Here is a 26,412-nt window from a genome sequence, read left to right as displayed (position 1 = left end):
TTTTTCAATAATTGGTATAATTTGATCACGGCGATAATAGCAAACGATGAAGCCGTGATCGATAATCGCCAGATGCAAATCATTCAATTCATAAATTTGCCCTAAGCGTTCTAATCTACCGTCAGGTTGGGCAAAGTAGACAGTCCGACCAATGCAATTTGACATAAGTTTTTGTCAGTTTTTTTTTTTCATCTTTCGCTTTTTTTCTACAAGCTTGAATAAATATAATCGTTGGTCAGTCCGATCATCTATTCTAAGTATTCTTGCTCACTTTCCTAGTTTGTCTTTAAAGCCGACTTGCTGATCAACGCGCTCCCATTCTCTTCCCCACAGGGCTAAACCCTTTGCGTAGTTTGTCTGATTTATTTTTAGGGGAGTGAGTACGGGTTGTCGATGAGAAACCAAAACCTTTTGTTGTTTCCACCATTTTTTGAGCTTTTCTGTCTTCTAAATCAAGTCGCAGTTCTTCTGCATTTCTTTCTTCTACTGTTAGATTATGTTCTTCAATCAGATCATTCAAATTGTGAAAGCGATCGCCATACTCGACTTGAACCTCGCTAAAATCGAAAGTATAGATTTTACGGTCTTCTGCTTTCTTAAACTGAACGGTATGTTTTGTCCCGTTCTGACTGCCAAGAGTTCCCGATTTCAAGATTCCATCGAAGGGCGCGATCGCATTGTATCCCTTCAAGTCTTTAAGCGTTTTGATTTCGCTCTTTGTTTCTATATTGTCAATTTCTGATACTGTTGCAATTGCTTCTTCATGATCACTCACTGCCAGTAACTCAGACACTGTAGAATCTTCGATGTCTAATTCCTCTTTTTCTAACTCTACTTCTTCTTGAACTATAGGTAAATCGATGGTTTGCTGCTGAATTTGCTCAAGTTCAGCCTTAAGCTTAATATTTTTAAGCTCAAGCTCTTGATTTTTGCACTTAAGTTCTGTGTTTTCTTGAATTACTTCTTGCTTATTGTATTTCGGCTTGGGTAACACAAGAGTCGAGTCATATCCTGATTCATCTAAGGCAGCGATCGCGTGATCAGTTCCAGGCATCTTAAGATCGGTAATCAGTAAATCAAATGGCTCTGATTTTTGAAGAATTTCTATTGCTTCTTGTCCCGAATTAGCAAAAACAATTTCATAATTTTCCTTAGACAGTTTAAGATACTGATCGACAAGTTTTTTTGTCTCTGCCTCATCATCAACAAATAAAAGTCTTGGAATCGCCATAATCTTATTTTATATTATTATTTGGAGACAAAATCAAACGATGAATCCTCGTTTTTTCTCTAGCCTAATCCTAGCATTTTTCATAATTTTTTCAAGTTCTACTTCTCAAGCGCAAGAGACGATACAGCAGACTCTGAAGCGAGAAGAAACAGAAATTCCTCCTTTTATTCAAATTCGCTCCATCGAAATCTTAGGTTCCTCTATTTTTACGCAAGAACAATTACAAGAAGTCGTAAAAGACTTGATCGGGCTTGAAGCAACTAGCGAAAATTTATTGGCTATCCGCAGTGCCATCACTCAATTGTATGTGAGCAAGGGTTTTAACTCTACGGCGGCCTTCTTAGCTCCCGAAGTAGATATATCTCAGGGAAATATTACGATTCAAATCGTTGAAGGTGTGATCGAGCAGGTCGAAATCATAGGAACAAAAAAATTAAGACGGGGTTATATTCTAAATCGATTACCGTCACTTGGAGAGGTTCCGCTAAATGAACGAGAGCTTTACCGAGAGCTTCAACTTCTCGCTATCGATCCGTTAGTGAAGAAATTGAATGCAGAATTATCGCCAGGTTCTTCAGACGGACTAAGTATCCTAACTCTCTCAATTGAAGAAGAGGATTCTTTTAAAGTTGGAGTCTTGTTGAATAACGGCAGATCTCCCGCAGTTGGCTCTTTCCAACGAGTCATACAGATTGGAGAATCTAGTTTATTTGGGGGTGGAGAATCTTTGTCAGTAACCTATCAAAATACGGATGGTAGTAATGGAGTAGGAGTCGGTTTCTCAGTTCCAGTTAATGCAAAGAACGGTAGGATTGGGTTAGCCTACAACTATCAATCCAACAATCTTATAGAAGATCCCGTAAACATTCTTGATTTGGAAACCGAAGCTCAAAACTACGAGATAGGGTTTAGACAACCTATTCTGAAAACTCTCAACCAAGAATTTTCTCTAGGATTAACTTTCAATCGTACTGAGTCTAGTTCTTTCTTTGGAGGAGAACGGTTTAGAATTTCGCCTGGACAAGATGAGTTTGGGCGGACGCGAACCTCAGCTTTACGATTTTCTCAAGATTACCTTTTTCGCTCCTTTAACGAAGTTTTCGCCATCAGTTCACAATTTAATTTTGGGGTCGAGGTTTTCGAGATCACTAAAAAATTGGAACCCGATTCTCAATTTTTTAGTTGGCAATTTCAAACTTATTATACTCGTCTTTTTGCCCCCGACCTTTCATTAATCCTGAGAACAAACCTACAGATAGCTAATCAGCCTCTAGTTTCCGATGAACAATTCCGTTTAGGAGGAATTGAAAGTGTTAGAGGGTATCGTCAGGATCTGTCTATCAGTGATAATGGCTTCTTTGGTTCGGCAGAGTTGCGAATCCCTGTAGTTCGTATCCCTCAAGTGAATGGAGTGCTTCATGTAGCACCGTTCGTTGATGGGGGAGTAGGTTGGAATAATGGTGATCGCTTCTCTCCGATCGCATCGGGTTTAGCATCAGTAGGTATAGGATTGGTTTATGAGATGGGCGATTTAGGATTAGCTGGCGATCTGGCAGCCTCAGTGTATTATGGGGTTCCTTTGATCAGAGTTAATCGGGTTGAGGATTACGGGAATTCAATATATTTCTCAATTATTTGGCGTGGGCTTTGATGCAGGACAGGCTAAATCACCTGAAATTTTAAGTGAGTCAGGAACAGCAATTAAGATTATCCGCCCGTCAGGTAGACGAAGACGGGTATTGCCCTCCACAATACGACCACCTTTCCATTTAGCTTCAGGTCGGACAATCACTGTTTGCTCCGAAGGTTCAGGTTGGATAGATTGTGAGGAGGGTTTTGGAATCGTAATTAAACTGTCGGTGGAGGTCAATCCCTCTTCAGGAGAAGGGGGAAGAGAACCCGAACCGATCGTCTGAAAACTCCCTTTAGGTTCAGATGTATTACAGAACCTATCTAAAATTTCATCGATTTGCAGATAATCGTAATTTGGAATTAAAAGTGCATCTTCAAATTTATAGCTACGCTCAATCGATACCTGTCCATCCACCCCAAATTCGCTTGAGGCGGAGATGAGGGATTGAGGCGATTCAAGTAGTCCTTCAACTGTCAGGTTTATGTTACCTCCCCTTCCTTGAAAAGCCTGAGCAGTAATCGAACTGTTATTCTTTAGGATTAAAAATCTAGAGTTGATGTTAATGTTACCACCATTACCCGTACCGCCAGCCGTTGCTGATATAGCACTGTTTCCTCGTAAAGTTATATCATGATCAGTAGTAAGAGAAATATTTCCCCCCAGTCCTGCTTGAGAAGTTGCTGCGATGAGAGAATTATTTAAGGTTATTGATTTAGCATCAATAGTTAATATGCCTCCGTCTCCTGTTCCGTCATGAGCCACATTAATCGAAGCTCCATTAGAGACTAAGATTTGATTGGCTAAGATTTTTAAGTTACCCGAAGTTCCTTCGGCAATATCAGGTAATGATAGACCTTCTTGCAATAATTCGCTAGGAATACTAGCTGAAGCTGTAATCAAACTTGGTGCATTTGAAACTGGAGATTTTCCTTTAACCTCAATGATGTCAGCAGTAATAAACAAATTTCCTGCTCTGCCCAAAGCTAGATTAGAGGCATCAATCCTGCCCCCATTTTCAACTAATATGTATTTTGCATTAACATAGACATTTCCAGCTAGTCCTGTATTCTGATTATTAGCAGAGATTAAGCTAGGAAAAAAACTAGCTTTGTTAAGTCCTTCTACTAGAATTGTATCGGCATTAAGAAGTATATCTCCACCTGCTCCATTTCCTAAAGCGATAGTTGACAGAAAACCTCCTTGATGTAATGACAAGCTGGAACTATTAACAGTAATTGAGCCAGATTTACCACTGCCAGCAGAAGCAGAAGCAATCAGTGAACTAATTAAAAAATTAGGATCGTTAGGAGCGACACCTAAAATATCAACGTTTTTATTCACTTCAATTGAAATGTCTCCAGCATTTCCTTCAGCAAATTGAGAAGTATATATTCTTCCAGATGAATTAAGGATTAATTGATCGGCAAGAATATAAATATCCGAGCCTTTACCTTCGCTCCTCGCTTGACTAGAAATACCGCGACCAGGACGAACAAAATTAGGATAAATCGGTGATAGTTCCGTTATTCCAAAATTTTCTAAAGTTCCAGTTGCCTGAATTTTTATGCTTCCGAGTGCTTGACTCCCTTGATTCTCAATAAAAATGGCAGAGCTATCTGTTATTAATATATTTTTTCCAACAACTTGAATATTTCCGTTAGTAGTACCACTGGCGTTAAGAAGTGAAAGTCGAGTTAAGAATAAATCATTAAAAGTTACTTGAGAAACTTGATAATCTATCGAAAAAAGATAAGGATTATGCCAATTAATCGTCAATTCTCCAGAGTCTATGCCAAAAACTTCAATATTACCTGAAGGAGCCGTAAGAATCCCTCCATTAAATATAATTTGAGAGGCAGCTAGGTTGATCGTCCTTTGAGCATCAACTGTCAATCCAGTTTTAGGGGAATTTAAAAATTGATTAGGTGTATCAGGAATTGGTAGCTGAATTAAATTATGTCCAGTTCCTTCTACTTGGATTTTTCCCGTTGGATTTAAAAAACCTAAGCCTGTCGGAATCGAGCTTGTTAAAATCGACTCAGAGGGATTTGACGCACTAAAGAAGGATCGATCTTCAAAAACTATGTTGCTTGCCGTTGATGCTGAAAAGCTTCCTTTCAAGTCGAGAGTTGCATTAGCACCGAATAAGATGCCATTAGGGTTGAGGAAGAATAGGTTAGCTCCTCCCAATACGCCTAAGCGTCCTAATATATGTGAGGGATGATTCCCTGTCACACGGGTAAAGATGTTTTCAATGGAGGCAGGATTGGCAAAGTACACACCCTTATCTTCATTGACGTTAAAATCATAAAAGCTATGGAAAAGATTTTTGCCCCGTATTGCTCCACCGTCGATGCGATCGTTTTCTGAATTGATTGGATTTACAACCGAACTTTCTATGCCTAAAGTACTATCAGGAATTACCTGAGAAAAAGTATATTCTGGATTTATTAATTGATTTTGTAAGCTGATAGCTATTATCAAGAACGAAAAGATTTTAAGGTTATTCATTTTAAAGAGTTGCCAAGAAAGCAGAATTATTTTATGATAATTGGACAATCATAATTGTAGTATTATTATGGCGCAATCTAGCGAAAAAGTAAAAAATTTTTATAATCTGCAAGGAGAAGTAGGTTATCCAGTTTTAGGAGAAGCCGCACAACTTTTATACAATAATCAATATTTTTGGTTAGAACGGTTCGAGCGATACGGTAGTATGTTTAAAACAAGAGTCTTTAACATGAATGCTATTTGTTTAGCCGAACCAGATGCCTATAAGCTAATTTTAAAAGATTAAGCCGATAAATTTTCTTCTAATCAAGGGTGGTGGGTTTTAAAACCTTTTTTTAGCCAAGGTTTACTTTTACAAGATGGAAAAGAACATCAACGAAGTAAAAAATTAATTTCTCCCGCTTTTAACAAAGAAACTCTTACTCATCACATAAGTATGATAGAAGAAACTGTTGACCAATTCTTTATTGATCGTATTCAAAAAAAGGAAATTTTCTCACCTCTGCTTTTTTTTAAGAAATTAACTCTATCGATCACTTGTCGGCTAATTTTGGGAGCCTCAGCATTCCAGGATAGCGAAGTCAACAAGTTAAGCCAACTTTTTTTAGAAATTCTTGCAGGCATTTCAAGTCTTTTAAGATTCGATTTTCCTCTGACAAAATATAGAAAAGCGAAAAAAGCTAAGAAAAATCTTGAGGAGTATTTAAGGATAATTATTTCAAAAAGGAGGCAAAATAAAACATTGTCTGACACATCTAGCTTATTAAATATTTTACTTGAGCAGAGAGATTTGGAGGGAAACTCCTTATCAGATTTAGAAATTGCTTCTCAAATCTTAGCAATTTTATTTGGAAGTCATGATACTACAGCTAATTTACTGTGTTCGATTATAGTACAACTGGAATTTAATCCTTTTTGGCGAGAGAAGTTGAGAGATGAGTTGAAAGATAAATCTTCAAAACCTACTTTATTCTCGAAAGAAGATTCTAATTTATTCATCTATATCCTTAATGAATGTTTAAGAATAAATCCTCCCATTTATACGATACCTAGAAAAGTAATTAAATCATTTGAAATAGCTGATTGTCAAGTCCCTGAAGGCTGGTATATTATTCTTTCACCTTTATTAACTCATCGATTACCGCAGTTATATCCTAACCCTGAAGTCTTCGATCCCTTACGTTTCTCTCCATCTAGGCAAGAACATAAAAAACATCCATTTGCCTTTGTTGGTTTTGGAGGAGGCGCGCATAAATGTCTCGGCCAAGATTTAGCGATGCTCGAAGTTGAGGTTATTGTTACTTATCTATTAAAACATTATTTTTGGAGATTTCATAATAATTTGGACAATTCAGATTTTTTGAAGCACACTCTCAAGCGTATTAAATCACTAAAAATAAGTTTAAATAATTAATTTAAGTTTATTAATTAAAAGCAGGATTACTTTACATACTCTAAAAAAAATCAAAAATTATTATTGGTAATAATAACAAAAGATGACCAGAATTTCGGATGAGGATAAAGCTGTAGCATCTTTAACTGAGCTTGTCTGAGTGAGTCTATGTCAGAAGCTCCACCTCGTAAAGTCAAATAAAAATCCGAAACAATATAACTTGTCGTTTCATCTCTTACTGACCATAGGGACGCAACGATACTGGGAACACCTACTCTTGCTCCAACTCCTGCTAAACCGAGAACCGAGCGTTCATTTCCAGAAGCTGTTTTACAAGCACTCAAAAACAATAATTGCAGTCCTTCTGACCTTCTTAGTAAAATCTCCAACTCACCAAGAGATATTAGAGAATCATACGCCTGGAAGTAGGAGTCTTGCGCTGACCCTGAAAAGATAGCATGAGTTGCTATGTGAATAATTCTAGAATTTTTCTGTATTTGTGTTTTAAAATTCTTTTCAGTAAATTGGCTATCCAAAAATTCGCGTCCCTGCAAAATATTGGCTACTGCGTTAATCTCTTCAGGAACGAAAGGCAAAGGTGGAAAATAATCTGATTCTACTGATAGTCCGAAGGCAATTGAATCATAAGAATTGCTCGAAGGCTTGGCTTTGAGCGGTAGACCAAGGGAATATGTGATCGCATACTTCTCGATTAAAAACTGGTCTCGTTCCATCAACGCAGCTAGAGGGACGTTGCGTAACAGCCCATCACTAACAAACACTAACTGTTTTATTTGGAGAGGTAAAAAAGGAGCCACTTGTCCCATCAAGATTGTGTATAGTTCTTTTGATAATGGTTCATAGGCTCTAGGAATTCGAGAAGTAAGTAACATTTCGCGCCACTTCATCAGTTTTCCTTCTAAATCCGCTTTGCCAATTTTTAGGGAAAATACCCGAAACGAGCCATTGGGTAACTCTAAAATTTGATAAGAGTTCTCTTGAAGAAGAATATAATGAATTTTAGCTACATTTGGCTGCAGTCTCTTCTGTGTTTTGCTTTCTTGTTGTTGTTGGAGTTCAAGACAAGCATCTCCAAAAAATCCCTGTAGCGTCGTAAGCTCAAGTTGATTTCTAATATCTAGAATTTCCCGAACTTGTTGGTTGTTTAGATTGTCACTTTCGTTTAGAAGGAGGGAAAGGAGTTCACGGTAAATCGGTTGGATTTCTTCGATGACATCTAATTGAAAATCTAGATTGGCAGTGGCGATCTCATGGCGGAGTGTTTGAAGTGAGGCGATCGCACCACGATAGGAAGCTAAAGCTTCCTCCTGTTTTCCAATTGCTCTGTAAAGTCGTCCTGATTGCCACTGCCAACGGTATAAACTGTTATCAGTTTCGCCCGTCTGAGCAACTAACTGTGCTTTTTGGGTAAACTTTAAAGCCAGAGGGTACTGTTGTTGTTGCTCGAAGTAAGCTCCAATTTGCCCAAGTGCAAAGGACTGAGTTCTATAGTCGTTTATCGATTCAGAAATTGCCTTAGCTTGTTCTAGTAATGAAAGAGGATTATCTTGAAATTTAGCTAGATTAATCAAAAACTCAGCTTTTGAGCGAGAAGAAGGAATAGCGGCTAGGAGGTTTTCTGCTAGGGTAAGATATTGGCGATCGCTAGTGATTTCAAAAGCGTTAAGATAAGTTCTGATAGTAGTCAGGTTAGAGAAATGATGTTTTTTCATTAACTCTGCATTACTGATAAAGATCGTAAAAGCCGATTGATGATCTTGTTCTGCTAAGTTTTTCAGTCTTTTTCCCTCGTCTTCATAGCCTTCTCCTTCAGCTAAAGAGGCTTGATGCTTGAAGAAATCCTTTCTTTTTAGTAAAGCTGTTCCTAGATAATTATTGATATTGAATAACACTTCGGTTTGACCTAGAGCCAGGTTTTGAGCTATTAGATAGGATTCGATAGCGGCATCTAATTCACCTTGTAGAAGAAACCCCGTTGCCATCGCTTGAAAGGCTAGAGGTTCGAGTAGGTAGTTTTCCGTCGGCTTAATGGATTCCAGGACTTCTTTTGCCAAAGCGATCGCTCTTTGCCCTTGACCAATATCATTAAAGAGATTAGCCAACTCAATCTTGATTTCGCTTGCTTTTTTATCTCCTAGTTGCTCGTACAAATCTAAAGACTGCTTCAAATAACGAATACCCGAACTTGGCTGACCCATCTGTTTGTAAGCAATTCCCAAGTAGGAGTAAATTTCAGCCTATTGCTGTTTGGAAAGCAGATTTAAGTCGATTAGGGTTTTCCAAACTTTAATGGCTTCGGAAAACTCTCCTTTCCAATACATTTCTCTAGCTAACTGTTCCTTGCCTTGATAAATCTCTTCAGCTTTCACTCCCAAGGAAGGCGGAAAAAACATAGTTAAGGAACTTATAATAATCGAAACAAGAACTTTTTTCTTTTTACTCATTATCTTTTCCCTAATCTAGCGATCTTAATTGTTGTTAAAAATGAAAAAACTTTTCATAAGTGTGTTAGTAGCAGCTTTAAGCATATCTTATGAGATTGAAGCTCAAACCATTCAAAATAAAAAGAAAATTACTTTTTCGGCTCCAACAAATCGAAAAAGAATTCCGCAACAGATTTCCTCTTCGATGTCTAGAGGGTGCCAGAGAAACCTGCCTAAAGTTACATTGCTTACGCCACCTGAATTCGTCGGAACGACGACCTCTAAGCAGACTGAAGTCTTCATTTATTTTCAAGAGAAGCCAACTAATAGCCCAATTTATTTAACCTTATCAAAATTTGATGAGTCGCAGGCGATCATTGAGAAGCAAGTTGAAATCGCTCAGGAGGGAGTGACAAAAATTCAACTCCCAATTGAGCTTGAAGTTGACCAAATTTATCAGTGGTCAATTACGCTGGTTTGTCAGTCTCATCCGAAGCGGATTGACGAAAATGAGGAGGTATCGGGATTGATCGAAAGAGTAGATCTTCCTCCAGTTTTATCAAGGAAAATCAACCAAGCTTCAACATGGGAACAGGCAAATCTATACGCAAGTCAAGGAATATGGCACGAATCCTTGAAATTTACGCAAAACACTCCACAATTTAATGAGTTACTTAAACAAGTAGGAATTAAGATAGAAAAAAGACAAATTTAAAAAATTTAGATGAATTTTCTGGTCAAGCTGAAAAACCCTTTTTTATTCTCTTTTTTATCCGCTTCGGGGATTGTCATCGCCATGAGATTATTAGGGTGGTTACAACCACTCGAACTGTCAGCTTATGATTGGTTTTTTCAGATTCGCCCCTTAGAGCCTGTCGATGAGCGAATCGTAATTGTGGGATTGGAAGAAAGCGAGATGAAAAAGCTTTATCCAATTACCGACCTCACACTAGCTCAACTTATCCTTAACATTAAGGAGCAACAACCAAACGTGATCGGGTTAGACCTCTTTCGAGATATTTCAGTCAAAGAAGGGACAAAAGAGTTAGAACAGGTAATCAGGTCTACTCCTAATTTATATGGAGGAAAAAAAGCGATCGGGCTACCGAAAATTCCTTCTCATCCGGCTTTAGAAGAACTTGGACAAGTGGCAACAGGCGATCAATTGCACGATCCCGACGGAATCATGAGGCGATCGTTGCTACAAGCTGAAAATCACTTTGAAAATACAGTCTACAGCATTGGCACGACCCTCGCTTTTCTATATCTTCAAGAAAAAGGGATTTTTCCCGAAAAAACCTTAGATGGATTAGGGATAAAACTAGGAAATGTTAATTTTTATCGTCTGAAGGAAAATGATGGAGGATACCATCAGGCCCAATCTGGCGGTTATCAAATTCTCGTCAATTTTAGAAACCCTGAAAAAAGTTTTAAAAGGGTTTCTTTCTCTGAAGTTTTAGACGGGAAAATTGAAAAGGATTTTTTGAAAGACAAAATCGTCATCATTGGAACGTCCGCCGTCTCCATCAAAGATCAGTTTTTTATTCCCTATAGTAGAACGTTTGATGGGGTTCCTCAACCTATTTATGGAGTAGAATATGTAGCACAAGAAACAAGTAATATCGTCAGTGCAGTTCTCGATGGTAGACCAATTATCAACGTTTTTCCTGATTCTTGGCTAGAAGCTTTTATTAAATATAGTTTCATTTTAAGTTGGGGGTTGCTTTTAAGCTTTCTATTATGGAGGTTTAAGAAAAGTAAAACTTATGTTGGGTTGCTTTCATTTTTGCTAATCCCTTTAATTCTAGCTGCCAGTCTTTTCGGGGTTAGCTTTCTTGCCTTTTTAAACGGCTGGTGGCTACCTTTAATTCCTTCCTTTTTACAAATTCTGCTCGTTTCTGTGCTATCGACTGGTTTAATGTTAAAGGAAAAAGTAACCGAATATAAAAAACTTTTGAAAGATTTAGAAACAGCACAAAAGAGAATTATAGAAGGGCAAAAGCAGAAAGCTATATCTGAGCTAGTAACTGGAGTAGCCCACGAAATTAATAATCCTTTGAATTTTGTGGAAAATTATACCGAATTTAGTAATGATTGGCTAGACAGCTTATTTCAAGATATTAGTCATTTCAAAGAAAATCGAGTATTAGAAGGACAATATTTAGAAGAATTTGAAGATAAGTTAAATCATCTTCAAGAGAATTTAGAACAGATCCTTAATTATTCGAGAAAAGCTTCAAATCTTACTAAAATGCTGCTCCAGCAATCTTACTCCAGAGTAGCTGTACCTACATCAACAGATATCAACAGATTAATCCAATCAATCCTCGAAGTCAGTTGCTACAGTAAAAGCAAAAAGTTCGGCATTTCAATTATTCATCAAACTGATTTAGATCCGACAATGAGAGAACAAAAGGTGGTAGCAGAAGATTTAGGACAAATTTTGATTAACTTAATCAACAATGCCTGTGATGCAGTTATTGAGAAAAAGCTAAGTACACCAAATTTTATCCCTACAGTATTTGCCGAAAGCTCTCTGGAGGAGGAGAGAGTTAAGATTGAGATTAAGGATAACGGTGATGGAATCGTACCTAAAGCTATGGATTCTATTTTTAATCCTTTCTTCACGACTAAACAGGACGGAACGGGTTTAGGACTCTATCTGAGCCAACAATTGCTTCAAAAAAATGGGGGTTCAATCACTTGGCATCGTGAAGGAGATTGGACAACATTTACGGTCATTCTACCCGTTCAACAAACTCCACCTTAAAATCAAGCTGATAGGACAATGTTCGATCTATCTGTTGTAAGCACAGAGCAACAACTTGTTCAAGTTTCTCGAAACCTTCTAGCAATAAGTAATTACCATTTGAGGAACTTACCTTAAGAGTTACTAGATTTTCCTCAGAAACATCTTGTTCTGCTTCTCCTGTTAGAAAAATTACTCTCAGCACTTTTCCTGACATAATGGGGTTGCCTCCTTACTGTGACTCGCAGTGGGGTTGAAGTCGTGCAAGCAGGGTATTGGCGTACCTTGCTTGGGCGCAATTTGTATTAATCTCAATTATGATTTTAGTCGTCTTAAGAAGCTGCAATGTCATAGACACGAAACGTCTCCAACGCTTAAAGAATTACGCAATCGCAGCTTCTATTCCCTATTTACTCTACACTTTTCCAACAGCTAACAATATGAGCTTGAGCTTTATGGTGGGTAGAGAAAGATTTAGCTTCAGTAGTAGCGACGAATTTATCACTACTGTAAAACGGCGTTGCATACCACTTATTATCCATCGGTAAACGGTAAAACGTGCCTAGACAATGATGATCGCACCAAACTCGATAAGTCGTACCGTGTTTGTCTCCTACTCCATCAATTTCGATATCGATGTACGGGGATATGGAAGTGTTGTAATCAACTTCCAGCTTGTTTTCCAAAGCGATTACGTCAAATTCGCGAGTGACAACGGAATTATGTGTTGTTAACATGGTTTTAAATCCTTGTATAAAAGGTTTTAAAAGAAAGGCGATCGTTGTTCTTTGGCGAGAGAGCGATCGTCTTTCTTTATACTTTAGTATTATACATCAGTTTTCTACACCTGTATATAACTATGATAAAATATTAGTGTAGAGTTAATAAGGAATACCTATGGCTGCTTTGCTGATGGAAGTTGTCAGAAAAATCAACGTCCCAGATTTACCATTTCGCATAAAGGCGACGAGAGAAAATGATGGTCGTTCTGTACAAGTGCTGGCAACGTTGGCTGAAATTTCTACTGCTTACTGGTATCAGCTTGAAAGCGGAAAGCGCAAATGGGTATCCGAGGATGTCATTAGAAGAATTGAAAAAGTTTTAGGGGTCGATTTAGGAGTAACTTTCGATGATTAACCCTCAAGCTTTAGACCCTTCTTAACTGCCTTAGCTGTTTTTAGACGATCGTGTTGCAAGCTAATTAAATCAAGAAAAAGATAAATCCCATCGTTGAATATGTTTAACTCCGATCTAGCCCCAAAAACAATTGAATTTAAGCTCGATCTAACAAAAGCACAACAGCAGATTGTTGATAGTTGGCTTAACAGTATGCGATGGGTCTGGAATGAAGGACTATCACTGTTATTAGAGCATCAATCATTAAAATATTATGAATGGTTGGAAAAACAACTTAATCTACAAAGACTCCCTACAGAGGGTATCGAGAAACGGCGAGTTAGTTTTTCCAAGAAAGGATTTTCGGCTACCTGTCAGATTAGCAGCAAAAAGGGCGATCGCTTTTACCCTTGCTGTTCTTTGCCACTACCTCCTAGCCCTCGATTAAAAGGAGATGGATATAAATTCTTAGTAGGGTGGCTGACGAGAGAGAGGTATCGGGAGCAATCAGCCTTATATGGTGTACCGATGAAATTCGTATCGGGAACTCTCAAACATCTAGCTGATAGCTGGAAGGCCTACAAAGATAAAACACAGTTGCAGCGTCATCTACCCAAATTCAAAAGTTATAAGAGGGGAGAACGAATTACATCTCTTTACTGCTTACAGCCTGAAAACATAAAGGTCAAACCGAATGGCGTTATTTGTCCAGGTGTCGAGGTTCTCGGAGAATTAAAGATCGTTAACAAAGGGTTGCTGAAACGATGGGATTTTAACATTAAGCCCAGAACGCTACAGATCTGTAAACGACCCTCTGGATATTACCTACAACTGATGAGTAATTTTCCCATTCTAAAGGTTAAAGATTCTGATCGCGCTTGCGGGTTGGATGTGGGCTTACAGTACATCTATAGTGACGATGCAGGCAAACAGGTAGACCCGCCAAAATACTACAGGCAATCTCAGAAACGGCTGAGACGGTTACAGAGAAAATTAGCCCGTCAAGTAGACAATAGCAGCAACCAACAAAAAACTAAGGATGCGATCGCTCGTCTTCACGAGAAGGTAGCGATGAGGCGACGCAACTTTAATCACAAGCTTTCTACCTACGTCGTTAGATCCTTTGGCGGTATAGCCGTCGAAGATCTAAAAATTTCTAACTTAGTTCGTCGTCCTAAGCCTAAAAAACTTGCTGATGACGAAGGTTATGAACGGAACAACGCCAAAGCTAAAAGCGGACTGAACAAAAGTTTTGCTGACGCTGGATTAAGCCAGTTATTAACGATGATTGAAGTAAAGGCGAAAGTAGCCGATCGAGAATTGGTCAAAGTTAATCCCGCCTATAGTAGTCAAGAATGCCCGTCTTGCCAAAATATTATTAAAAAGTCATTAAGTCAAAGGACTCATCAATGCTTGGCTTGTGGCTACCTAGATCCGAGAGACGTAGCATCGGCGATCGTTATCCGATCTAGAGCAGACTTCGTTAGAAGCTACCGCGCTTGTACGCGGAACGTTAAGCCTGTAGAGTTGTCCAAAGTGGCAACGGAGAAGCAGGAACCCGAAAAATCGGGATATGTTCACGTTGTGAACACAACATTATCTTTTTCTCCCCTGCGCCCTTGTGGAGATGCTGAGGAGAAGCTGAGTTCGATCTCTACTGAAACCAATAGCTCATTTAGCTTTGAGGTAATCCAACCGTCCTTGATCCCTAGCGCAATTGGGCAATTATTTGATCCAAAGGCTTTTGGGCCTCCAAAGCGCAATAGGAAAAAATGGAAAAAGATTTCTCAACCTAATTTTGAAACTTGCGCGGCGCAAAATGATTCTGGAATTCAGCTATCGCTATCCTTATGGGATTCTACAGGTGAGATCGAATTAATGGAATAGCTGATGTTGCAAGGAATCACTTCTTTTAAAGTTTCTTGGTCTGGAGAAGGTGAGATCGAATTAAGGGAATAGCTGATGTTGCAAGAAAATTATAGGCTCATCAGTCCTGCCTTCCTCTTTGGTGAGATCGAATTAATGGAATAGCTGATGTTGCAAGAAAGTTCTAGCACAGGAAAAAGCTTTTCATGAAAGGTGAGATCGATTAAGGGAATAGCTGATGTTGCAAGTCAATCCTCAGTTCTCTCGAAAGGAGACTGCAAGAATGGAGAAAACTTTATCAATATTCTGTTGCCGTTAAACCGAGCTTATTTCAAAGTCATACTCAGCAGATTATAAATAATGTTTATCTTTGGCAAGGAGATTATGATAATAAATTCGGTATTTTAACTTAATATTGTGCGATCGCTGCCTGACTCAAAAAACCGAAGAAGTGGAGCTTTTAAGTATTTTTGTTCTAGTTACCATACTCTAACAATGGCTATTCTTGGTCAACTTGTGTTCCTAAAAAAACTGTTTGAACTACGCCCTTTTTGCTAGTCCAAATCTTTAGTTTCAATCCGAGTAGTGAAGACCAATAGGGCAGCAATAAGCGCGTGCGCGAAGCGTGCCTGCGGCATCGCAATCAGTAATTCTGTCAAAGATTTAGTCATGACAAGTTTGATAAGCAAAACAGCTTCTATGCTTGAGAGGATAATGAAGATAGCCCACCACTTTCTTGATGTCATTTTGAAGCCTCTCTTTTTTTACTAAGGGAGTAGTTTGACATTTAGTCCTTAGTAGGCAAACCGAATAACCTGATTGTACTTCAACATCTTTGCTACACTATCGACCAAATGCGTTATTCATCTTCAAAAAGCAATTTGCACTCTTGTGCGTCAAAAATAACAAACTGTCCTGTTTCTTGCAGTCGTTGATTGATTAGCAAGTAGTCGTTGAACAATTCCATCTCAGAATCGTCGCCGCTCATTTCGAAGCGAACACGACAATCTGTGCAAGGAATAGCAAACTGTTGGGCAATCTCGTTACTTTCCTCGACAACGTGTGCCGCGTCGTTCCAATAAATGTTCAATGACGAAGTTTCTGTCACGAGTCGTATCTGGTAGCCTGCCTGCTCAACGAATACTTCTTCCGATGCTGCAATATCGGACAACAAACGGCGCAAATCGTCGATGCGGAAAGTGCTGCTAGGCTTAAGCATAATGAGCGTTTCGTACATTCGCAATCCCTCAACCCTAACACTAAAGTCCTGTTTCAACCGTTCCTAAAATTCCCGACAAGCCTAAAAATTCTTGTCAGCCGCAGAGATAATCGAGCCTGAGCTCGATGGATCTTGTCAAGTTAACTCAATAATACGTCATATAGATCTGTGACAACTTACCGATTGAGGAGATTCTTATAAACTACACCGTCTTTCATCACTACGACGAAATTATCTGGGTTTTCAATTAATTGGATGTTTTCTAGAGGATTGCCGTTAAAGAGCAACAAGTCAGCTAGCGCACCTTCCTCGACAACACCTAACTTTCCAGGATAAGGATTGCGCGGGCCAGACAACATCAACAATTGAGCATTGGTACGGGTTGCCATTTTCAACACTTCAGCAGGGGTATACCAGCGTACCATTTTCGCAAGTATTGCTCCTCGTCGAGTCGCTTTTTTAGCACTGTATAAGGTGTCAGTTCCCCAAGCTGTTTTGATGTTGTATTTCCTAGCCAAGTTATAGGCGACGTCAGTTCCTTCGGCCACTTGTAATTGTCTGGCACGATTGGCAGAGCCTTCTGGATATGGATTGGCATCCTCATCGTCTAAGAAAGGCTGAATACTCAGCCAGATCCCTTGCTCCGCTATCATTTTGGCAGTTTTTTCATCCATTAATTGGCCGTGTTCGATGCACTTGACTCCAGCACGAATCGCCGTCTGAATAGCATTAGGTGTATAAGCATGAACGGCAACGTAAGATTTAGTCGAACTGTGTCCTGCACGCGGTTTGTGGATAGCATTAGGTGTATAAGCATGAACGGCAACGTAAGTGTTCCAATTGGCGGCGGCTTCGACAGCCGCATGAAGCTCTGATTCTGTGTATTGACTGACATCTATCGGGTCGTAGCTGGAGGCGACACCCCCACCTGCCGCCAGCTTAATCTGGCTAGCTCCCAGCATCAATTGCTCACGAGTTCTACGAAGGACTTCATCCACTCCATCAGCGATCGCACTCTGTCCAAATTCTTCTGCACGACTCAGTGGGGTAGAAGAGGTTCTGGGAAGCTCTTGGAGTGAGCGGAAGTCGCCATGTCCACCCGTCTGGGAGATCATCGCCCCCGAAGGCCAGATGCGGGGCCCTACTACATCGCCTCGGTCAATGGCTTTCTTCAACTCGAACACAGGGCCTGCCATATCACGAGTGCTAGTAAATCCACTCATCAGCATGGTTGTAACGTTCTCTTTTGCTTTCTCAAACACAGTCTCCGTCGAGGTCTTAGGTGAGAGAAGTTCTTCGAGCGCAATAGTTTCTAAAAGCAAGTGGGTATGAGCATCGATCAGCCCAGGCATTAGCACCCGTCCCCCGCCTTTAATTTGAACCACATCAGTGTTGGGCAGTTTTGGAATTGGTGTAGTAGAGATGGTCTGGATTTTATGATCAACTACTAACACATTAGATGGAGCGGACAGTTGTTCGGAGATGCCATTAAATATCTGTACATTCTCCAACAGCACGGGAGTAAGCTTTTGGTTTGGCAGATCGCTTTTAGGAGAGTTCTGAGCCAAGCCCACTTGTGTGAGAAATCCAATTAGCACTAATAGTAAAACTCCTAGAACAATTGGGTAGTGCCATCGCATCTGTTATAGTCCTTTACTAATATAAGTTCACCTATCCAAAAATTGATTCGGTCGTTGGAACCAGCCGTCAAGAAAATTTATTGAAAGCAAGCTTGATCTACCAAATATCAATAGACTCCTATTGGCTCTGAAATGTGTCATTTTTCTCGCTTGTTTTTAAATTAACTCGAAAAATGGTGTTGCTGAATGAAAAGTGGCTCTTCAACCAATTTTCAAGCTTTGATGCTTCAACTGTTTTAAAGCAGGAGTCCTGCACCATAATCTCTGATTTGGTGACGGGATCGGTCAAGAAATTCACGACTATAATAATCTACACCAATGTCGTGAAGATAATGCAGCAAGTAATTACCGCAAAGCTAAAACTAAAAACAAGCTCTAAACAAAAAGAACTGCTTAGAGAAGTATCTTTAGCTTATCGTGATGCACTAAACTACACCTCACGACTTAATATTGAGAACGGCAAATCAGAAGAGTGGAACTAAAATACAAAAGTTGGTTTACCGAGAAATACGTTCGCGTTTTAAACTTCTTTTGATGGAGTAGAAAAAAGAATGATTATTCATTGACCCTCACAGCAGGTGTCAAAATATATTGAGGAAATCAGAAAAACGGTTAATGGGATTGTCGTTCGACTAATTCAAGGCTCGCTTCAGTAATGGAATTCGAGAAATCACTAAATAATCCAGTAACAGCACCGCCACCAGCGAGAATCCCACCAAGGGAAACGCCAAACCCAACAAGGCCACGAACACCAATGGGACTCTCCAACTTGGCACAGTGGTAGGGATTGCAGGTGCGCCTAATCGTCCCGTAGGGCGATGTTGCCACCACATCACTGCACCACTAACGCACAGCAAAATGATGATCAAACAGGCAACCAGCATCAGCAGTTGATTCGCCAGACTGTACTTACCCATATGAACCGCGATGCCCATTTCAACTGATTTGGCCACCCAGTTGTAATCGTGCCAGCCCACATCGACTAGCACTTGACCGCTATACTGGTCGATGTGCATTGTCCGCTCCTGTCGCGGATCGTTGGGAAAGGCGGCGAGCGTGTAAACTCCAGTTTGATCAGCAGGCAGACTGACACTGAATCCCATTGGTAGATTCTGCGACTGAGCCACAGCTATTATTGAATCTAAATTAACTGCTGTATTCTCTGGTCTGTCAGCCTCGGCAGGTATGTCGGAATGCGAATGCTGTACTAGGAGTGATAATGTTTCGGGAGTACCAAGTGATCGCGGCATCGGTAACTGCTCAACTGCCCAAGGTACGGTTTGAATGCCTTTTTGATTCAACGAACCAGTCAGGGGGGTCGATTGCGGCGCACCATCAAACACATACTGCGGAAATTGACTCCAGACCTTCGCAAAGGTGTCACCCCAAAATCCTGACCAAGGTAATCCGGTGAGAATGAGAAACCCCATGAGCAAGACTCCATAAAAACCCGAAACTGCATGCAGATCTCGCCAAAATACCCGTTTGTTTCGACGACTCAAACGCGGAATGAAGGTTCCAAAAAGCTTGAATCTGTTGCGAGGCCACCAGAGGTACAAGCCGCTCAACAATAAAACTAAAGCCCAACAGGCAGCTAGTTCCACTAAATAATCGCCCCACTTGCCCATCATCAACTCTCCGTGAATTTTGCGGATGATCGCCTGGGGGTTATTGTCTTCGTTGCGATTGCCTAACACATCACCTGTATAGGGATTTACAAATACTGCCAAGTGACGCTTGTCACCCGCGACGATTTGAACTTCGGTACTGCGATTGGGTGCAATACCAGACACGATTTTAGAAACGGCTGCATTGGGATAAGCCGACTGAACAGCATTAACTTGCTCAGTGTAGGGCGTAATCTTTCCGCCTGGCGGAACAAAGAGGAGATGGTGATACATTAGTCCATCCAACTGCGGCTTAAATAGGTAAATCATACCTGTCGTTGCCAGCACCAGCATAAACGGGATCACAAACAATCCCGCGTAAAAATGCCAGCGCCAGACAGTGCGGTAAAAGCGGTTGACTGGGGATTCAGGAGCAGAAACAGGGTTGACCGGGTCGGCAGTGTTAGACATGAAAAACAGCCGTAAAATCGCTATTCCGACTAATCTATGCCTCGGTTGAAAATTCTGTCAAAAGACACCCTGTCGTATTTAAAAAGGAAAGGCTCCTAAATGAAAGTTAGACACCCTATGATAACCTTCAAGACTTTTTGTTCTCTCCATCAAAAACTGATAATCGGGAGTAAACAATTAGAAAAAACATTATTATTTTATGAATTAAAATAGACAGGTTTTGTCAACTAAAAAATGTCAATTTTCAGGAAACCAGTTATCATTCAACGCATCTGATAAAGAAATTCTTGGATGAGTGGGAATGGCAAAGCTTCTAGACATAACTTTGACACGTTTATCATAAATCTCATCCCAAATTGGCTCAACTAGATTGGCTAAAGAGGGATTGTCCTTCAAAACTTTCTCGATTTCAAAGCGGAAATTAGCTACTTCAGTTTCCCAATGACTTTTATTGTACCGTTTTTCAGTTTCCCAAAAAGTTAATTTAAGAAGATGATCCAGAAGACGAGCTAAATAACTTTCTAGTTTTCGTTTTTCACTCTTTCCCAAACCCTCGATCTCCTCAATTAAATTCTGCCAGTCAATCAGTTGTAATTCTCTACGCCTCATGGCATCGGCTTGTTGCTGTGTCCATCGGTAATAATCAGTATCGTACATAGAAAAGCTTAAACTTTTAATTATTACCTTAATTATAATTAATTATTTAGTAATAACTAAAAGAGGTAACAACAAAAATTTAATAATTGATTTTAAAATTATAAGAAAATCTAGACAAATTGGGTACTATTATGAATGAATCAAGAAAAATACCATCAATAGAGCAGGTTCAACAAACTGTCGCCAATTCTCGTCGCCGTCGTCAGAAGTTAGAATTAGCTTGTCTTCAATTGGAAGATTTGATTTTGAAATTAGAAGAAATTAAGATCCAACAGCGAAAACAACAACTAGAAAAGACATTTTAACCTTACTGAATTCCTAATCCACAAAATCCCGCATAGGCGATCGCAACAGCATCGACAGAGGCATTAAGCGACAAGCGATCTAGGCCAAACAACAATCTAACCGAAAAAGCCAAATCTTCCCTTGTGGCTTTTGGCGAATCAATATGACTTTTCCAGGTCGCTGCATAGAGGAGAACAGGCGCAACCCCACACTGACGGTAAACCGTCGCTTGGACTACGCCCAAACATTGCAAAGTTTTTGAGGTAGTATTTTTGTACTCAAGATTGACAAATGGATTCTCCAATACGACCCTTGTTGGCTGAAACTGCTTCAACAACAAGCTTAAATCTAATTCTATCTCTGCTAGGCGTGAGGCGATCGCCTGTTTTGAATCAGTTTGTATGACACCATCGACACAAGGATGTTGCCCCTCTGACCCTCTTATTACCGCCCAACCTAATTCAGAAATACTTGGTTTGATGCCAAAATAAGTCATCACATCAGTTTTGATCCCCTTTGGCTGGCTCTGTTTCGGTTCGGTTTCAAGTTCTGGTAGACCACTTTTGTCTAACATCCTTGCGTAGCTTTCTATTTGCTCAATTAAGGCAATAGGAACACGAATCGGTTTAGTCGGCATATGTAACCAAGTGGGAACTTGTCGGTTCAGATGGTCAGTTTTTGGAGAACGGTTAGGCATAGCGAATGGAGCGTACACGAGTGATCTAACGATTTTACAGCTTTTGGTGGCAACTTAACTATGTGCAATGGAACCATAACTTTTCGGTCAAAAATAAGCGACAATAGATAATAATATGACGACGAAAAAATTAAGATGACAAGATCGCTTCATCGGGCAGTTCCACCCCGTCAACCCATCTTCGCCAATCTACCAAGACGTAATGAGACTGAGATCGCCCAAGCATTGGCTGAAAATCAGGCTTTCGCCGAGCGGTGTCGGGAGATTTTCCGCCGTGTCGCCCCTGACTTAATGGAACAGTACCGAGATTGGTACATCATTATCGAACCCAATAGTGGGGAGTATTTCATTGCTCCCGATGAGATGGCTGCCTTACGCCAAGCTAAAGAGAAATATCCGACTCCTGATCTGTACGCTATGTGCCTCAACGAGACGGGAGCCTGCGGTCGCATATGATCGAAGGTTTTTTCGAGAGCAAAGGAGAATTATATTTTGAGATCGATTTAATCACCAATGAGGGAAATTTAATAACAGTGAGTGGGTTACTAGATACAGGATTCACTGATTGGATGGCTATGAACAGCCAGGATGCTCTAGGACTGGGCTGGATGCTCACTCAGAGGAGAGAGATGGCGACCGCCCTTGGAGAAAGTGAATTTTTAGTCTATGAAGGGAGAGTTGTCTTTGATAATCAGGAGTCAACCATACCTGTAGTTGTTGGTGAAGGGATTACTGAGATCTTACTCGGTTTAAAATGGTTGGAAAATCGAAAATTAGTCGTAGATAGAAAAATCAATTTATTAGTTTTAGAGTAAAAAAAGGCGATCGCGTCTGCGGGAATGGTGTAATTTTTTTCCCTTAAAATGAGAGTCGTATAAAAGGTTTTATCCGACACTGGCACGGAGCAACTATAATAAAAAAAGACTTTTCGCGGTTTGGGGCATTAAACAAAAATGCGTTCTTCCTTGGTAACAATCGGTTCAGTCGAGTTGACCCCAACCGAATCCTACGAATTAATTTTTACCCAATTTCTGAATTCTGATGTGGGTGATGGAGCGGCTTCAGACGATACGCGCAAGACTTATCGCACCAACCTTAAGGCATTTCTGATTTGGTGTCAGAAAGGGAATTTAGACCCCCTAGATGCAACGAGATCCAACCTCAAAGCCTACCGCCACTGGCTGATTTCTAAAAAATATCAAACGACCACCATCTCATTAAAACTCAGCGTCGTTCGCCGTTTCTACGACGCGCTCATCGAAGCTTCCTACCTAACATCCAATCCCGCATCAGGCTTAAAAGCCCCATTAAGCCGTCATGACCCCGCCGAGCGCATCAACTATCTACAACCTGATGAACTCTACCGCCTCCTTGAAAGTCTCCCAACGGAGGATACGGTGGCGGCTTTACGCGATCGTTTTCTCGTAGCAATAATGGCACTACAAGGTTGCCGAACCGTCGAAATGCACCGAGCCAGAATGGGAGACATTGTACGACAGGGAGAAGATGTGGGGCTACGAGTCTCTGGGAAACGCTCTAGTCGGATTGTTCCGTTAACTCCAGATCTAGCCGACCTGTTGGAACGATATTTACGTCGCCGCAAACGAGATGGTGAAAAACTATCTTCAGAAAAACCTCTGTTTATCTCTCTAGCCAATGGCACTCGTGGACAACCCCTCTCTCGCCGTTCCATCCAAAGGATTGTCGAGCGATATTTTCAACTCAATGATTGGAAACCAACACCCGCAAGAGAAACCAAAAAAAAACTAGATACTAAAGATGGCTCTAAAACTAAAAAGGCGACGACACCCAGACTGAAAAAAGGGCGAACGGTTAACACGGAGCAACGTCATTTAAGTACTCATTCACTTAGACATACCGCAGGAACCCTCGCTTTGAGAGCAGGAGCCTCCTTGCGCCAAGTTCAGGATTTACTGGGACACAAAGATCCGAGGACGACAATCATCTACGCTCATATTGCCGATCGTTGGCGAAATAATCCTGCCCTATGGTTAGAACGTCCTGCTTTGTAGAAAGAACCACTTTTATCAAGTAGCAATATTCATTATGTACAAAACTAGAACAGCCTGGGAATTTGACTGGCAACAGTGTGAGCGTAAACGCTACGCAATAGTCATAGAAATTGGAGAATTTTCAAATTTTGAAGAGGCTGATTACTTCTGCTCTTATGCTGACGTTAGACATAAGCCAAAAAGTGATTATCTGGCAATCTTGTTAACTAAGCTAGATGGCACAATTAAAACTTATGAAGTGAGGAAAGAACAAATAACCTTATACCAGTTCACTCCCCAATCAGATTTATCTTTTGTAATTAAAGATGACTTGAAAATTATTAATAATGATCAGTATGAAATCAGCGATCTACCTGAGCAATTTGAACGACAGCTAGGACAGCTAGATTACGAGATAGAGGAGGATGATGGAAAGGTAGTTAAGTTTGAACCCGTTAAGGAGTGCGTTTTTGAACCAGACGATCACGACGGCCCGATGATTTATTCAGCTTTTTTGAGAGAACAAGATGAAAAGTTATTTGAATTAATGGATGAGGATAACGATTATCGAAAATCTTGGGTCTAAGACCAAAGTCGCTCAAGTCAGCCGCCGTCAATTACGAGAGTGCTAACCTCATTCGCGGCGATGTTCTTCATCGCTTCTAGATCTAGCATGGGCTTGTATCGCTGGCTCCACCCAAACTCAGAATACATAAGAAAGCGTTTTGTTGAAAGCTCCAACGCTCGACACATCAGGGCGCACTGATAAAGCACCTCGTCTTGATCGGGATAGCCAGGATAGCTCTTGGTTCAAAGTAGTAGATTTCTAGTGATAATCATTGGGTTTTCCCGCTTCTAGGAAAATTGGTTGATGGTCTAAACCCACTAGAAAATAATTCTTGTTGACTTTAAAGACGCGCCCAAGATCGACGCTTTCAGATTCGCTAATTAGACACGGGCCGTATTTATCCCAATCGACTCCGCCGTAATACCGCTCCCACTCTCCTACGTCTTCTAAAAAGTTAGTGTAAGGAATCATCGGATAGGAGAACGCTTGGTCAATTGTAAATAGCCAACTTCTCCAAGCTTCCTCCACCGTTTCTTCTTCGTCATAAGAGGGTCGGGGTCGGGTGAGTTACAGCAGACCTGTATCGAAGGTTTATGACCTCTCCCTTCTATTGGAGGCCAGATTTCCATGATCACTTCTAAGCCCCCAGGAATAATAACTCGACGAAATGTCACTTTAACGATGTCTAACATTTAATCGCACTCTCCTAATTTGCGGTTAATTTTACCAATACTCCCGACAGCAAGCTTATCTTGAACGAGACAGACGAGAAGAAGGTTTAAGAGCAAGGTCTTCTTTCTCCAATCCCAATGCAACCATCTGTCGAGAGACCGTTTGCCGAAGTAGCTCATCTAGGTTTTTCTGAGCGGCTTTTCTTCCTAAACGCTCGTAAAGACCCGCACTCATTTCAATCGCTTTGGCATAAAGTTCTGCCTCTTTTGGCAAGTTTTTCCGTAGGGAACGGGCTGTATCAGACTCACCGACAACCCTAATGCCGTCCGCTTTTTCACCTTTAGCAGTTGCCCTCAAGTAAACTTCTAGATCCAGTCGGGGTGAAGCGACCGAACCCATTTCGCGCTTTATCTGAGTCACGATTTTATTATATTCGGTGCGGTAGTGAATTCGTTTATCTTGCTCTGAAGAAACGGCATTTTGATGTGCTTGAAGGTAGGCTTCGGGCCCTTTAGCTGCAATTAGATCGTCAAGACCTTTGCCATCAGAGGAGTTCCAAGTCAGCACAGAGCAAGGACAAGAGAGCGATTCAAGTAATTCGATTCCCCTGACGCGATCGCGCCGCACGTTAACGATCGTCGTTGGTTTCGTATCCGAGTCATAAGCAAACAAAAATTCCCGTCCTTCTTTAGCAAAAACCGCCACTTCGGGATTGAGTTCACGAGTTGGGAGTTTGTTACCTTGTGAATCATTAGCGCGGTAGATGTGATTGACTCCAGATAAACCAATTGTCACAACTCCTTGACTGAGACTAGAAAGGGTTTTCTTAAAGCCTTCAGTAATCGTAATGGGAATCTGTGGATATTGTTTAACCACAAACCAGAAACCACTCTGCCGTTCTTGCTCAGTTGGGTTAATGCCATGTTTTTCATAGATTTTCTGAGCCAGTGATTCGCTGACTTGAGGTAAGAAAGGAACTCTAGGGGCAAGGGCAGGATTTTCATATTTCCGATACTCGGTTTTCCCTTTCTTCTCACTTTTCGCTTGGTCAATTCTGGGGTGGTCGGGTTTGAAGCAGCCCCAATCCGCCATCTTAGGTTTTTCACCCGCTTTAAGATCGACTAATGAAAGTGCGTCAATTCCCGCATGGCCCCACCAGCCGCCTTCAGCTACTTGTTCGTATTTTTTCATCTCCCGCGCCATTGGTGCAGTAACGTATTGACCCGATCCCATCCGAGAAAGTTTTTCATCCAACAGACGCTCATACACCGCATTCCCCGATAAGCTTTCAGCATTGAGGGCAATTAAATCGGGATGGATGGCACTATCTTTTAATTGATTCCAGTGATGAGACAAAAGATTTGATGGTGGTTCATCTGGATACTCAGGCTCCCAGAATACATTAACTCTTTGTGCTTGAGTCGTTTGAGTAAGATTCGATTCAAGAATATCTAGAGAATGATTCAATGAATCATGATTAGAGTTAAACGTTTCTCTGGCCGGCTGAATTGTTTGATTGAACTTAGCTAAAGCCTGATTGAGGTAATCTTCGGCTTTTGTCGTTGATTTAGCAATTTTCCATTGTGCGAGCGCATTAGATAAAGTTTTGAGCTTTTCTGTGTTATACCAATTATTGAAAAA

At 40.6% G+C, this 26,412-nt stretch carries 26 protein-coding genes and 1 pseudogene; 13 read left to right on the top strand and 14 right to left on the bottom strand.

Translation table 11 applies throughout. The features are described from left to right. Positions 1 to 304: 304 nt before the first annotated feature. Positions 305 to 1,231 (bottom strand): response regulator, encoded by a 927-nt coding sequence (locus CFPU101_RS22405; protein WP_206817750.1) that lies wholly within the window; start codon positions 1,229 to 1,231, stop codon positions 305 to 307. A gap of 40 nt (positions 1,232 to 1,271) precedes the next feature. Here CFPU101_RS22405 and CFPU101_RS22400 point away from each other — a divergent pair, with 40 nt between their 5' ends. Next, positions 1,272 to 2,882, top strand: a complete 1,611-nt coding sequence (locus CFPU101_RS22400; protein ID WP_206817749.1) for a ShlB/FhaC/HecB family hemolysin secretion/activation protein — start codon at positions 1,272 to 1,274, stop codon at positions 2,880 to 2,882. Here CFPU101_RS22400 and CFPU101_RS22395 read toward each other — a convergent pair. Continuing rightward, on the bottom strand, positions 2,859 to 5,348 hold the full coding sequence (locus tag CFPU101_RS22395; protein ID WP_206817748.1) for a filamentous hemagglutinin N-terminal domain-containing protein: 2,490 nt from the start codon (positions 5,346 to 5,348) through the stop codon (positions 2,859 to 2,861). The two genes, CFPU101_RS22400 and CFPU101_RS22395, sit on opposite strands and share 24 nt — an antisense overlap. Before the next feature lie 94 nt (positions 5,349 to 5,442). Here CFPU101_RS22395 and CFPU101_RS22390 point away from each other — a divergent pair, with 94 nt between their 5' ends. After that, positions 5,443 to 5,661, top strand: a complete 219-nt coding sequence (locus CFPU101_RS22390; protein WP_206817747.1) for a hypothetical protein — start codon at positions 5,443 to 5,445, stop codon at positions 5,659 to 5,661. 51 nt (positions 5,662 to 5,712) lie between these two features. After that, a pseudogene (locus CFPU101_RS22385) lies at positions 5,713 to 6,789 on the top strand (cytochrome P450); the annotation flags it as partial. Between the two features lie 50 nt (positions 6,790 to 6,839). On the opposite strand, the gene CFPU101_RS22380 reads toward CFPU101_RS22385, so the two are convergent. Together CFPU101_RS22380 and CFPU101_RS22375 are read right to left on the bottom strand one after the other, a co-directional pair. Further along, complete coding sequence (locus CFPU101_RS22380) at positions 6,840 to 8,987, bottom strand: CHAT domain-containing protein (protein ID WP_206817745.1); 2,148 nt, start codon at positions 8,985 to 8,987, stop codon at positions 6,840 to 6,842. Positions 8,988 to 9,026: 39 nt separating this feature from the next. Next, positions 9,027 to 9,182, bottom strand: coding sequence for a hypothetical protein (locus CFPU101_RS22375; RefSeq protein ID WP_206817744.1), 156 nt, complete (start codon positions 9,180 to 9,182; stop codon positions 9,027 to 9,029). Between the two features lie 112 nt (positions 9,183 to 9,294). Here CFPU101_RS22375 and CFPU101_RS22370 point away from each other — a divergent pair, with 112 nt between their 5' ends. Together CFPU101_RS22370 and CFPU101_RS22365 are read left to right on the top strand one after the other, a co-directional pair. Next, the gene (locus tag CFPU101_RS22370) at positions 9,295 to 9,927 is read left to right on the top strand and encodes a DUF928 domain-containing protein (RefSeq protein WP_206817743.1); all 633 of its coding nucleotides are present in this window, start codon (positions 9,295 to 9,297) and stop codon (positions 9,925 to 9,927) included. A gap of 9 nt (positions 9,928 to 9,936) precedes the next feature. Continuing rightward, complete coding sequence (locus CFPU101_RS22365; protein WP_206817742.1) at positions 9,937 to 11,982, top strand: CHASE2 domain-containing protein; 2,046 nt, start codon at positions 9,937 to 9,939, stop codon at positions 11,980 to 11,982. Here CFPU101_RS22365 and CFPU101_RS22360 read toward each other — a convergent pair. Both CFPU101_RS22360 and CFPU101_RS22355 read right to left on the bottom strand, forming a co-directional pair. Further along, positions 11,951 to 12,178, bottom strand: a complete 228-nt coding sequence (locus CFPU101_RS22360) for a hypothetical protein (protein ID WP_206817741.1) — start codon at positions 12,176 to 12,178, stop codon at positions 11,951 to 11,953. The genes CFPU101_RS22365 and CFPU101_RS22360 overlap by 32 nt on opposite strands. Before the next feature lie 193 nt (positions 12,179 to 12,371). Next, complete coding sequence (locus CFPU101_RS22355; protein WP_206817740.1) at positions 12,372 to 12,647, bottom strand: hypothetical protein; 276 nt, start codon at positions 12,645 to 12,647, stop codon at positions 12,372 to 12,374. 211 nt (positions 12,648 to 12,858) lie between these two features. Between CFPU101_RS22355 and CFPU101_RS22350 the strand changes: the two genes are divergently transcribed. Both CFPU101_RS22350 and c2c8 read left to right on the top strand, forming a co-directional pair. After that, complete coding sequence (locus CFPU101_RS22350) at positions 12,859 to 13,098, top strand: helix-turn-helix transcriptional regulator (RefSeq protein ID WP_206817739.1); 240 nt, start codon at positions 12,859 to 12,861, stop codon at positions 13,096 to 13,098. 99 nt (positions 13,099 to 13,197) lie between these two features. After that, positions 13,198 to 14,964: a type V CRISPR-associated protein C2c8 gene (gene c2c8, locus CFPU101_RS22345; protein WP_206817738.1), complete on the top strand. Its 1,767-nt coding sequence runs from the start codon at positions 13,198 to 13,200 to the stop codon at positions 14,962 to 14,964. An 838-nt stretch (positions 14,965 to 15,802) separates the two neighbouring features. Here c2c8 and CFPU101_RS22340 read toward each other — a convergent pair. After that, complete coding sequence (locus tag CFPU101_RS22340; protein ID WP_206817736.1) at positions 15,803 to 16,180, bottom strand: hypothetical protein; 378 nt, start codon at positions 16,178 to 16,180, stop codon at positions 15,803 to 15,805. Positions 16,181 to 16,338: 158 nt separating this feature from the next. After that, a complete protein-coding gene (locus tag CFPU101_RS22335) occupies positions 16,339 to 17,514 on the bottom strand; it encodes an amidohydrolase family protein (RefSeq protein ID WP_242578183.1) in 1,176 nt (391 codons plus the stop codon). A gap of 461 nt (positions 17,515 to 17,975) precedes the next feature. Here CFPU101_RS22335 and CFPU101_RS22330 point away from each other — a divergent pair, with 461 nt between their 5' ends. Then, a complete protein-coding gene (locus tag CFPU101_RS22330) occupies positions 17,976 to 18,284 on the top strand; it encodes a hypothetical protein (RefSeq protein ID WP_206817734.1) in 309 nt (102 codons plus the stop codon). A 150-nt stretch (positions 18,285 to 18,434) separates the two neighbouring features. On the opposite strand, the gene CFPU101_RS22325 is transcribed toward CFPU101_RS22330, so the two are convergent. Then, entirely contained in the window at positions 18,435 to 19,880 is a 1,446-nt protein-coding gene (locus CFPU101_RS22325; RefSeq protein ID WP_206817733.1) for a PepSY domain-containing protein, read from the bottom strand. Between the two features lie 237 nt (positions 19,881 to 20,117). Then, positions 20,118 to 20,537 (bottom strand): DUF29 domain-containing protein, encoded by a 420-nt coding sequence (locus tag CFPU101_RS22320; protein ID WP_206817732.1) that lies wholly within the window; start codon positions 20,535 to 20,537, stop codon positions 20,118 to 20,120. Positions 20,538 to 20,668: 131 nt separating this feature from the next. Here CFPU101_RS22320 and CFPU101_RS22315 point away from each other — a divergent pair, with 131 nt between their 5' ends. Beyond that, positions 20,669 to 20,842 (top strand): hypothetical protein, encoded by a 174-nt coding sequence (locus CFPU101_RS22315; protein WP_206817731.1) that lies wholly within the window; start codon positions 20,669 to 20,671, stop codon positions 20,840 to 20,842. 2 nt (positions 20,843 to 20,844) lie between these two features. Here the strand turns inward: CFPU101_RS22315 and CFPU101_RS22310 are convergent, their stop codons facing one another. Then, complete coding sequence (locus CFPU101_RS22310; RefSeq protein ID WP_206817730.1) at positions 20,845 to 21,519, bottom strand: crossover junction endodeoxyribonuclease RuvC; 675 nt, start codon at positions 21,517 to 21,519, stop codon at positions 20,845 to 20,847. Between the two features lie 135 nt (positions 21,520 to 21,654). Between CFPU101_RS22310 and CFPU101_RS22305 the strand changes: the two genes are divergently transcribed. The 4 genes from CFPU101_RS22305 to CFPU101_RS22290 all read left to right on the top strand — a co-directional run bounded on the left by CFPU101_RS22305 (position 21,655) and on the right by CFPU101_RS22290 (position 24,117). Further along, positions 21,655 to 21,975, top strand: a complete 321-nt coding sequence (locus tag CFPU101_RS22305; RefSeq protein ID WP_206817728.1) for a hypothetical protein — start codon at positions 21,655 to 21,657, stop codon at positions 21,973 to 21,975. Beyond that, positions 21,972 to 22,334: an aspartyl protease gene (locus CFPU101_RS22300; protein ID WP_206817727.1), complete on the top strand. Its 363-nt coding sequence runs from the start codon at positions 21,972 to 21,974 to the stop codon at positions 22,332 to 22,334. Before CFPU101_RS22305 ends, CFPU101_RS22300 begins: the two co-directional genes overlap by 4 nt. A gap of 138 nt (positions 22,335 to 22,472) precedes the next feature. Further along, positions 22,473 to 23,552, top strand: coding sequence for a tyrosine-type recombinase/integrase (locus CFPU101_RS22295; protein WP_206817726.1), 1,080 nt, complete (start codon positions 22,473 to 22,475; stop codon positions 23,550 to 23,552). Positions 23,553 to 23,586: 34 nt separating this feature from the next. Continuing rightward, positions 23,587 to 24,117 (top strand): hypothetical protein, encoded by a 531-nt coding sequence (locus CFPU101_RS22290; RefSeq protein WP_206817725.1) that lies wholly within the window; start codon positions 23,587 to 23,589, stop codon positions 24,115 to 24,117. 240 nt (positions 24,118 to 24,357) lie between these two features. Here the strand turns inward: CFPU101_RS22290 and CFPU101_RS22285 are convergent, their stop codons facing one another. The 3 genes from CFPU101_RS22285 to CFPU101_RS22275 form a co-directional block, all read right to left on the bottom strand. Beyond that, positions 24,358 to 24,570, bottom strand: coding sequence for a hypothetical protein (locus tag CFPU101_RS22285; protein ID WP_206817724.1), 213 nt, complete (start codon positions 24,568 to 24,570; stop codon positions 24,358 to 24,360). After that, the gene (locus tag CFPU101_RS22280) at positions 24,567 to 24,791 is read right to left on the bottom strand and encodes a hypothetical protein (protein ID WP_206817723.1); all 225 of its coding nucleotides are present in this window, start codon (positions 24,789 to 24,791) and stop codon (positions 24,567 to 24,569) included. Before CFPU101_RS22280 ends, CFPU101_RS22285 begins: the two co-directional genes overlap by 4 nt. Before the next feature lie 55 nt (positions 24,792 to 24,846). Then, a partial coding sequence (locus CFPU101_RS22275) for a DUF3854 domain-containing protein (protein ID WP_206817722.1) occupies positions 24,847 to 26,412 on the bottom strand: 1,566 nt, incomplete at its 5' end.

Origin of the sequence: Chroococcus sp. FPU101 (assembly GCF_017312365.1) — a bacterium.
Lineage (GTDB): Bacteria > Cyanobacteriota > Cyanobacteriia > Cyanobacteriales > Microcystaceae > Chroococcus.
The sequence above is the reverse complement of the archived record's forward strand: the minus strand, read 5'-3'. Positions and strand labels throughout refer to the sequence as shown.

Bases quoted from the DNA above. Each gene is read 5' to 3' on its own strand.
- CFPU101_RS22405 (WP_206817750.1), bottom strand. From the start codon at position 1,231: ATGGCGATTCCAAGACTTTTATTTGTTGATGATGAGGCAGAGACAAAA.
- CFPU101_RS22400 (WP_206817749.1), top strand. From the start codon at position 1,272: ATGAATCCTCGTTTTTTCTCTAGCCTAATCCTAGCATTTTTCATAATT.
- CFPU101_RS22390 (WP_206817747.1), top strand. From the start codon at position 5,443: ATGGCGCAATCTAGCGAAAAAGTAAAAAATTTTTATAATCTGCAAGGA.
- CFPU101_RS22380 (WP_206817745.1), bottom strand. From the start codon at position 8,987: ATGGGTCAGCCAAGTTCGGGTATTCGTTATTTGAAGCAGTCTTTAGAT.
- CFPU101_RS22375 (WP_206817744.1), bottom strand. From the start codon at position 9,182: ATGTTTTTTCCGCCTTCCTTGGGAGTGAAAGCTGAAGAGATTTATCAA.
- CFPU101_RS22365 (WP_206817742.1), top strand. From the start codon at position 9,937: ATGAATTTTCTGGTCAAGCTGAAAAACCCTTTTTTATTCTCTTTTTTA.
- CFPU101_RS22360 (WP_206817741.1), bottom strand. From the start codon at position 12,178: ATGTCAGGAAAAGTGCTGAGAGTAATTTTTCTAACAGGAGAAGCAGAA.
- CFPU101_RS22350 (WP_206817739.1), top strand. From the start codon at position 12,859: ATGGCTGCTTTGCTGATGGAAGTTGTCAGAAAAATCAACGTCCCAGAT.
- c2c8 (WP_206817738.1), top strand. From the start codon at position 13,198: ATGTTTAACTCCGATCTAGCCCCAAAAACAATTGAATTTAAGCTCGAT.
- CFPU101_RS22340 (WP_206817736.1), bottom strand. From the start codon at position 16,180: ATGTACGAAACGCTCATTATGCTTAAGCCTAGCAGCACTTTCCGCATC.
- CFPU101_RS22335 (WP_242578183.1), bottom strand. From the start codon at position 17,514: ATGCCTGGGCTGATCGATGCTCATACCCACTTGCTTTTAGAAACTATT.
- CFPU101_RS22330 (WP_206817734.1), top strand. From the start codon at position 17,976: ATGGTGTTGCTGAATGAAAAGTGGCTCTTCAACCAATTTTCAAGCTTT.
- CFPU101_RS22325 (WP_206817733.1), bottom strand. From the start codon at position 19,880: ATGTCTAACACTGCCGACCCGGTCAACCCTGTTTCTGCTCCTGAATCC.
- CFPU101_RS22320 (WP_206817732.1), bottom strand. From the start codon at position 20,537: ATGTACGATACTGATTATTACCGATGGACACAGCAACAAGCCGATGCC.
- CFPU101_RS22315 (WP_206817731.1), top strand. From the start codon at position 20,669: ATGAATGAATCAAGAAAAATACCATCAATAGAGCAGGTTCAACAAACT.
- CFPU101_RS22310 (WP_206817730.1), bottom strand. From the start codon at position 21,519: ATGCCTAACCGTTCTCCAAAAACTGACCATCTGAACCGACAAGTTCCC.
- CFPU101_RS22305 (WP_206817728.1), top strand. From the start codon at position 21,655: ATGACAAGATCGCTTCATCGGGCAGTTCCACCCCGTCAACCCATCTTC.
- CFPU101_RS22300 (WP_206817727.1), top strand. From the start codon at position 21,972: ATGATCGAAGGTTTTTTCGAGAGCAAAGGAGAATTATATTTTGAGATC.
- CFPU101_RS22295 (WP_206817726.1), top strand. From the start codon at position 22,473: ATGCGTTCTTCCTTGGTAACAATCGGTTCAGTCGAGTTGACCCCAACC.
- CFPU101_RS22290 (WP_206817725.1), top strand. From the start codon at position 23,587: ATGTACAAAACTAGAACAGCCTGGGAATTTGACTGGCAACAGTGTGAG.
- CFPU101_RS22285 (WP_206817724.1), bottom strand. From the start codon at position 24,570: ATGATTCCTTACACTAACTTTTTAGAAGACGTAGGAGAGTGGGAGCGG.
- CFPU101_RS22280 (WP_206817723.1), bottom strand. From the start codon at position 24,791: ATGTTAGACATCGTTAAAGTGACATTTCGTCGAGTTATTATTCCTGGG.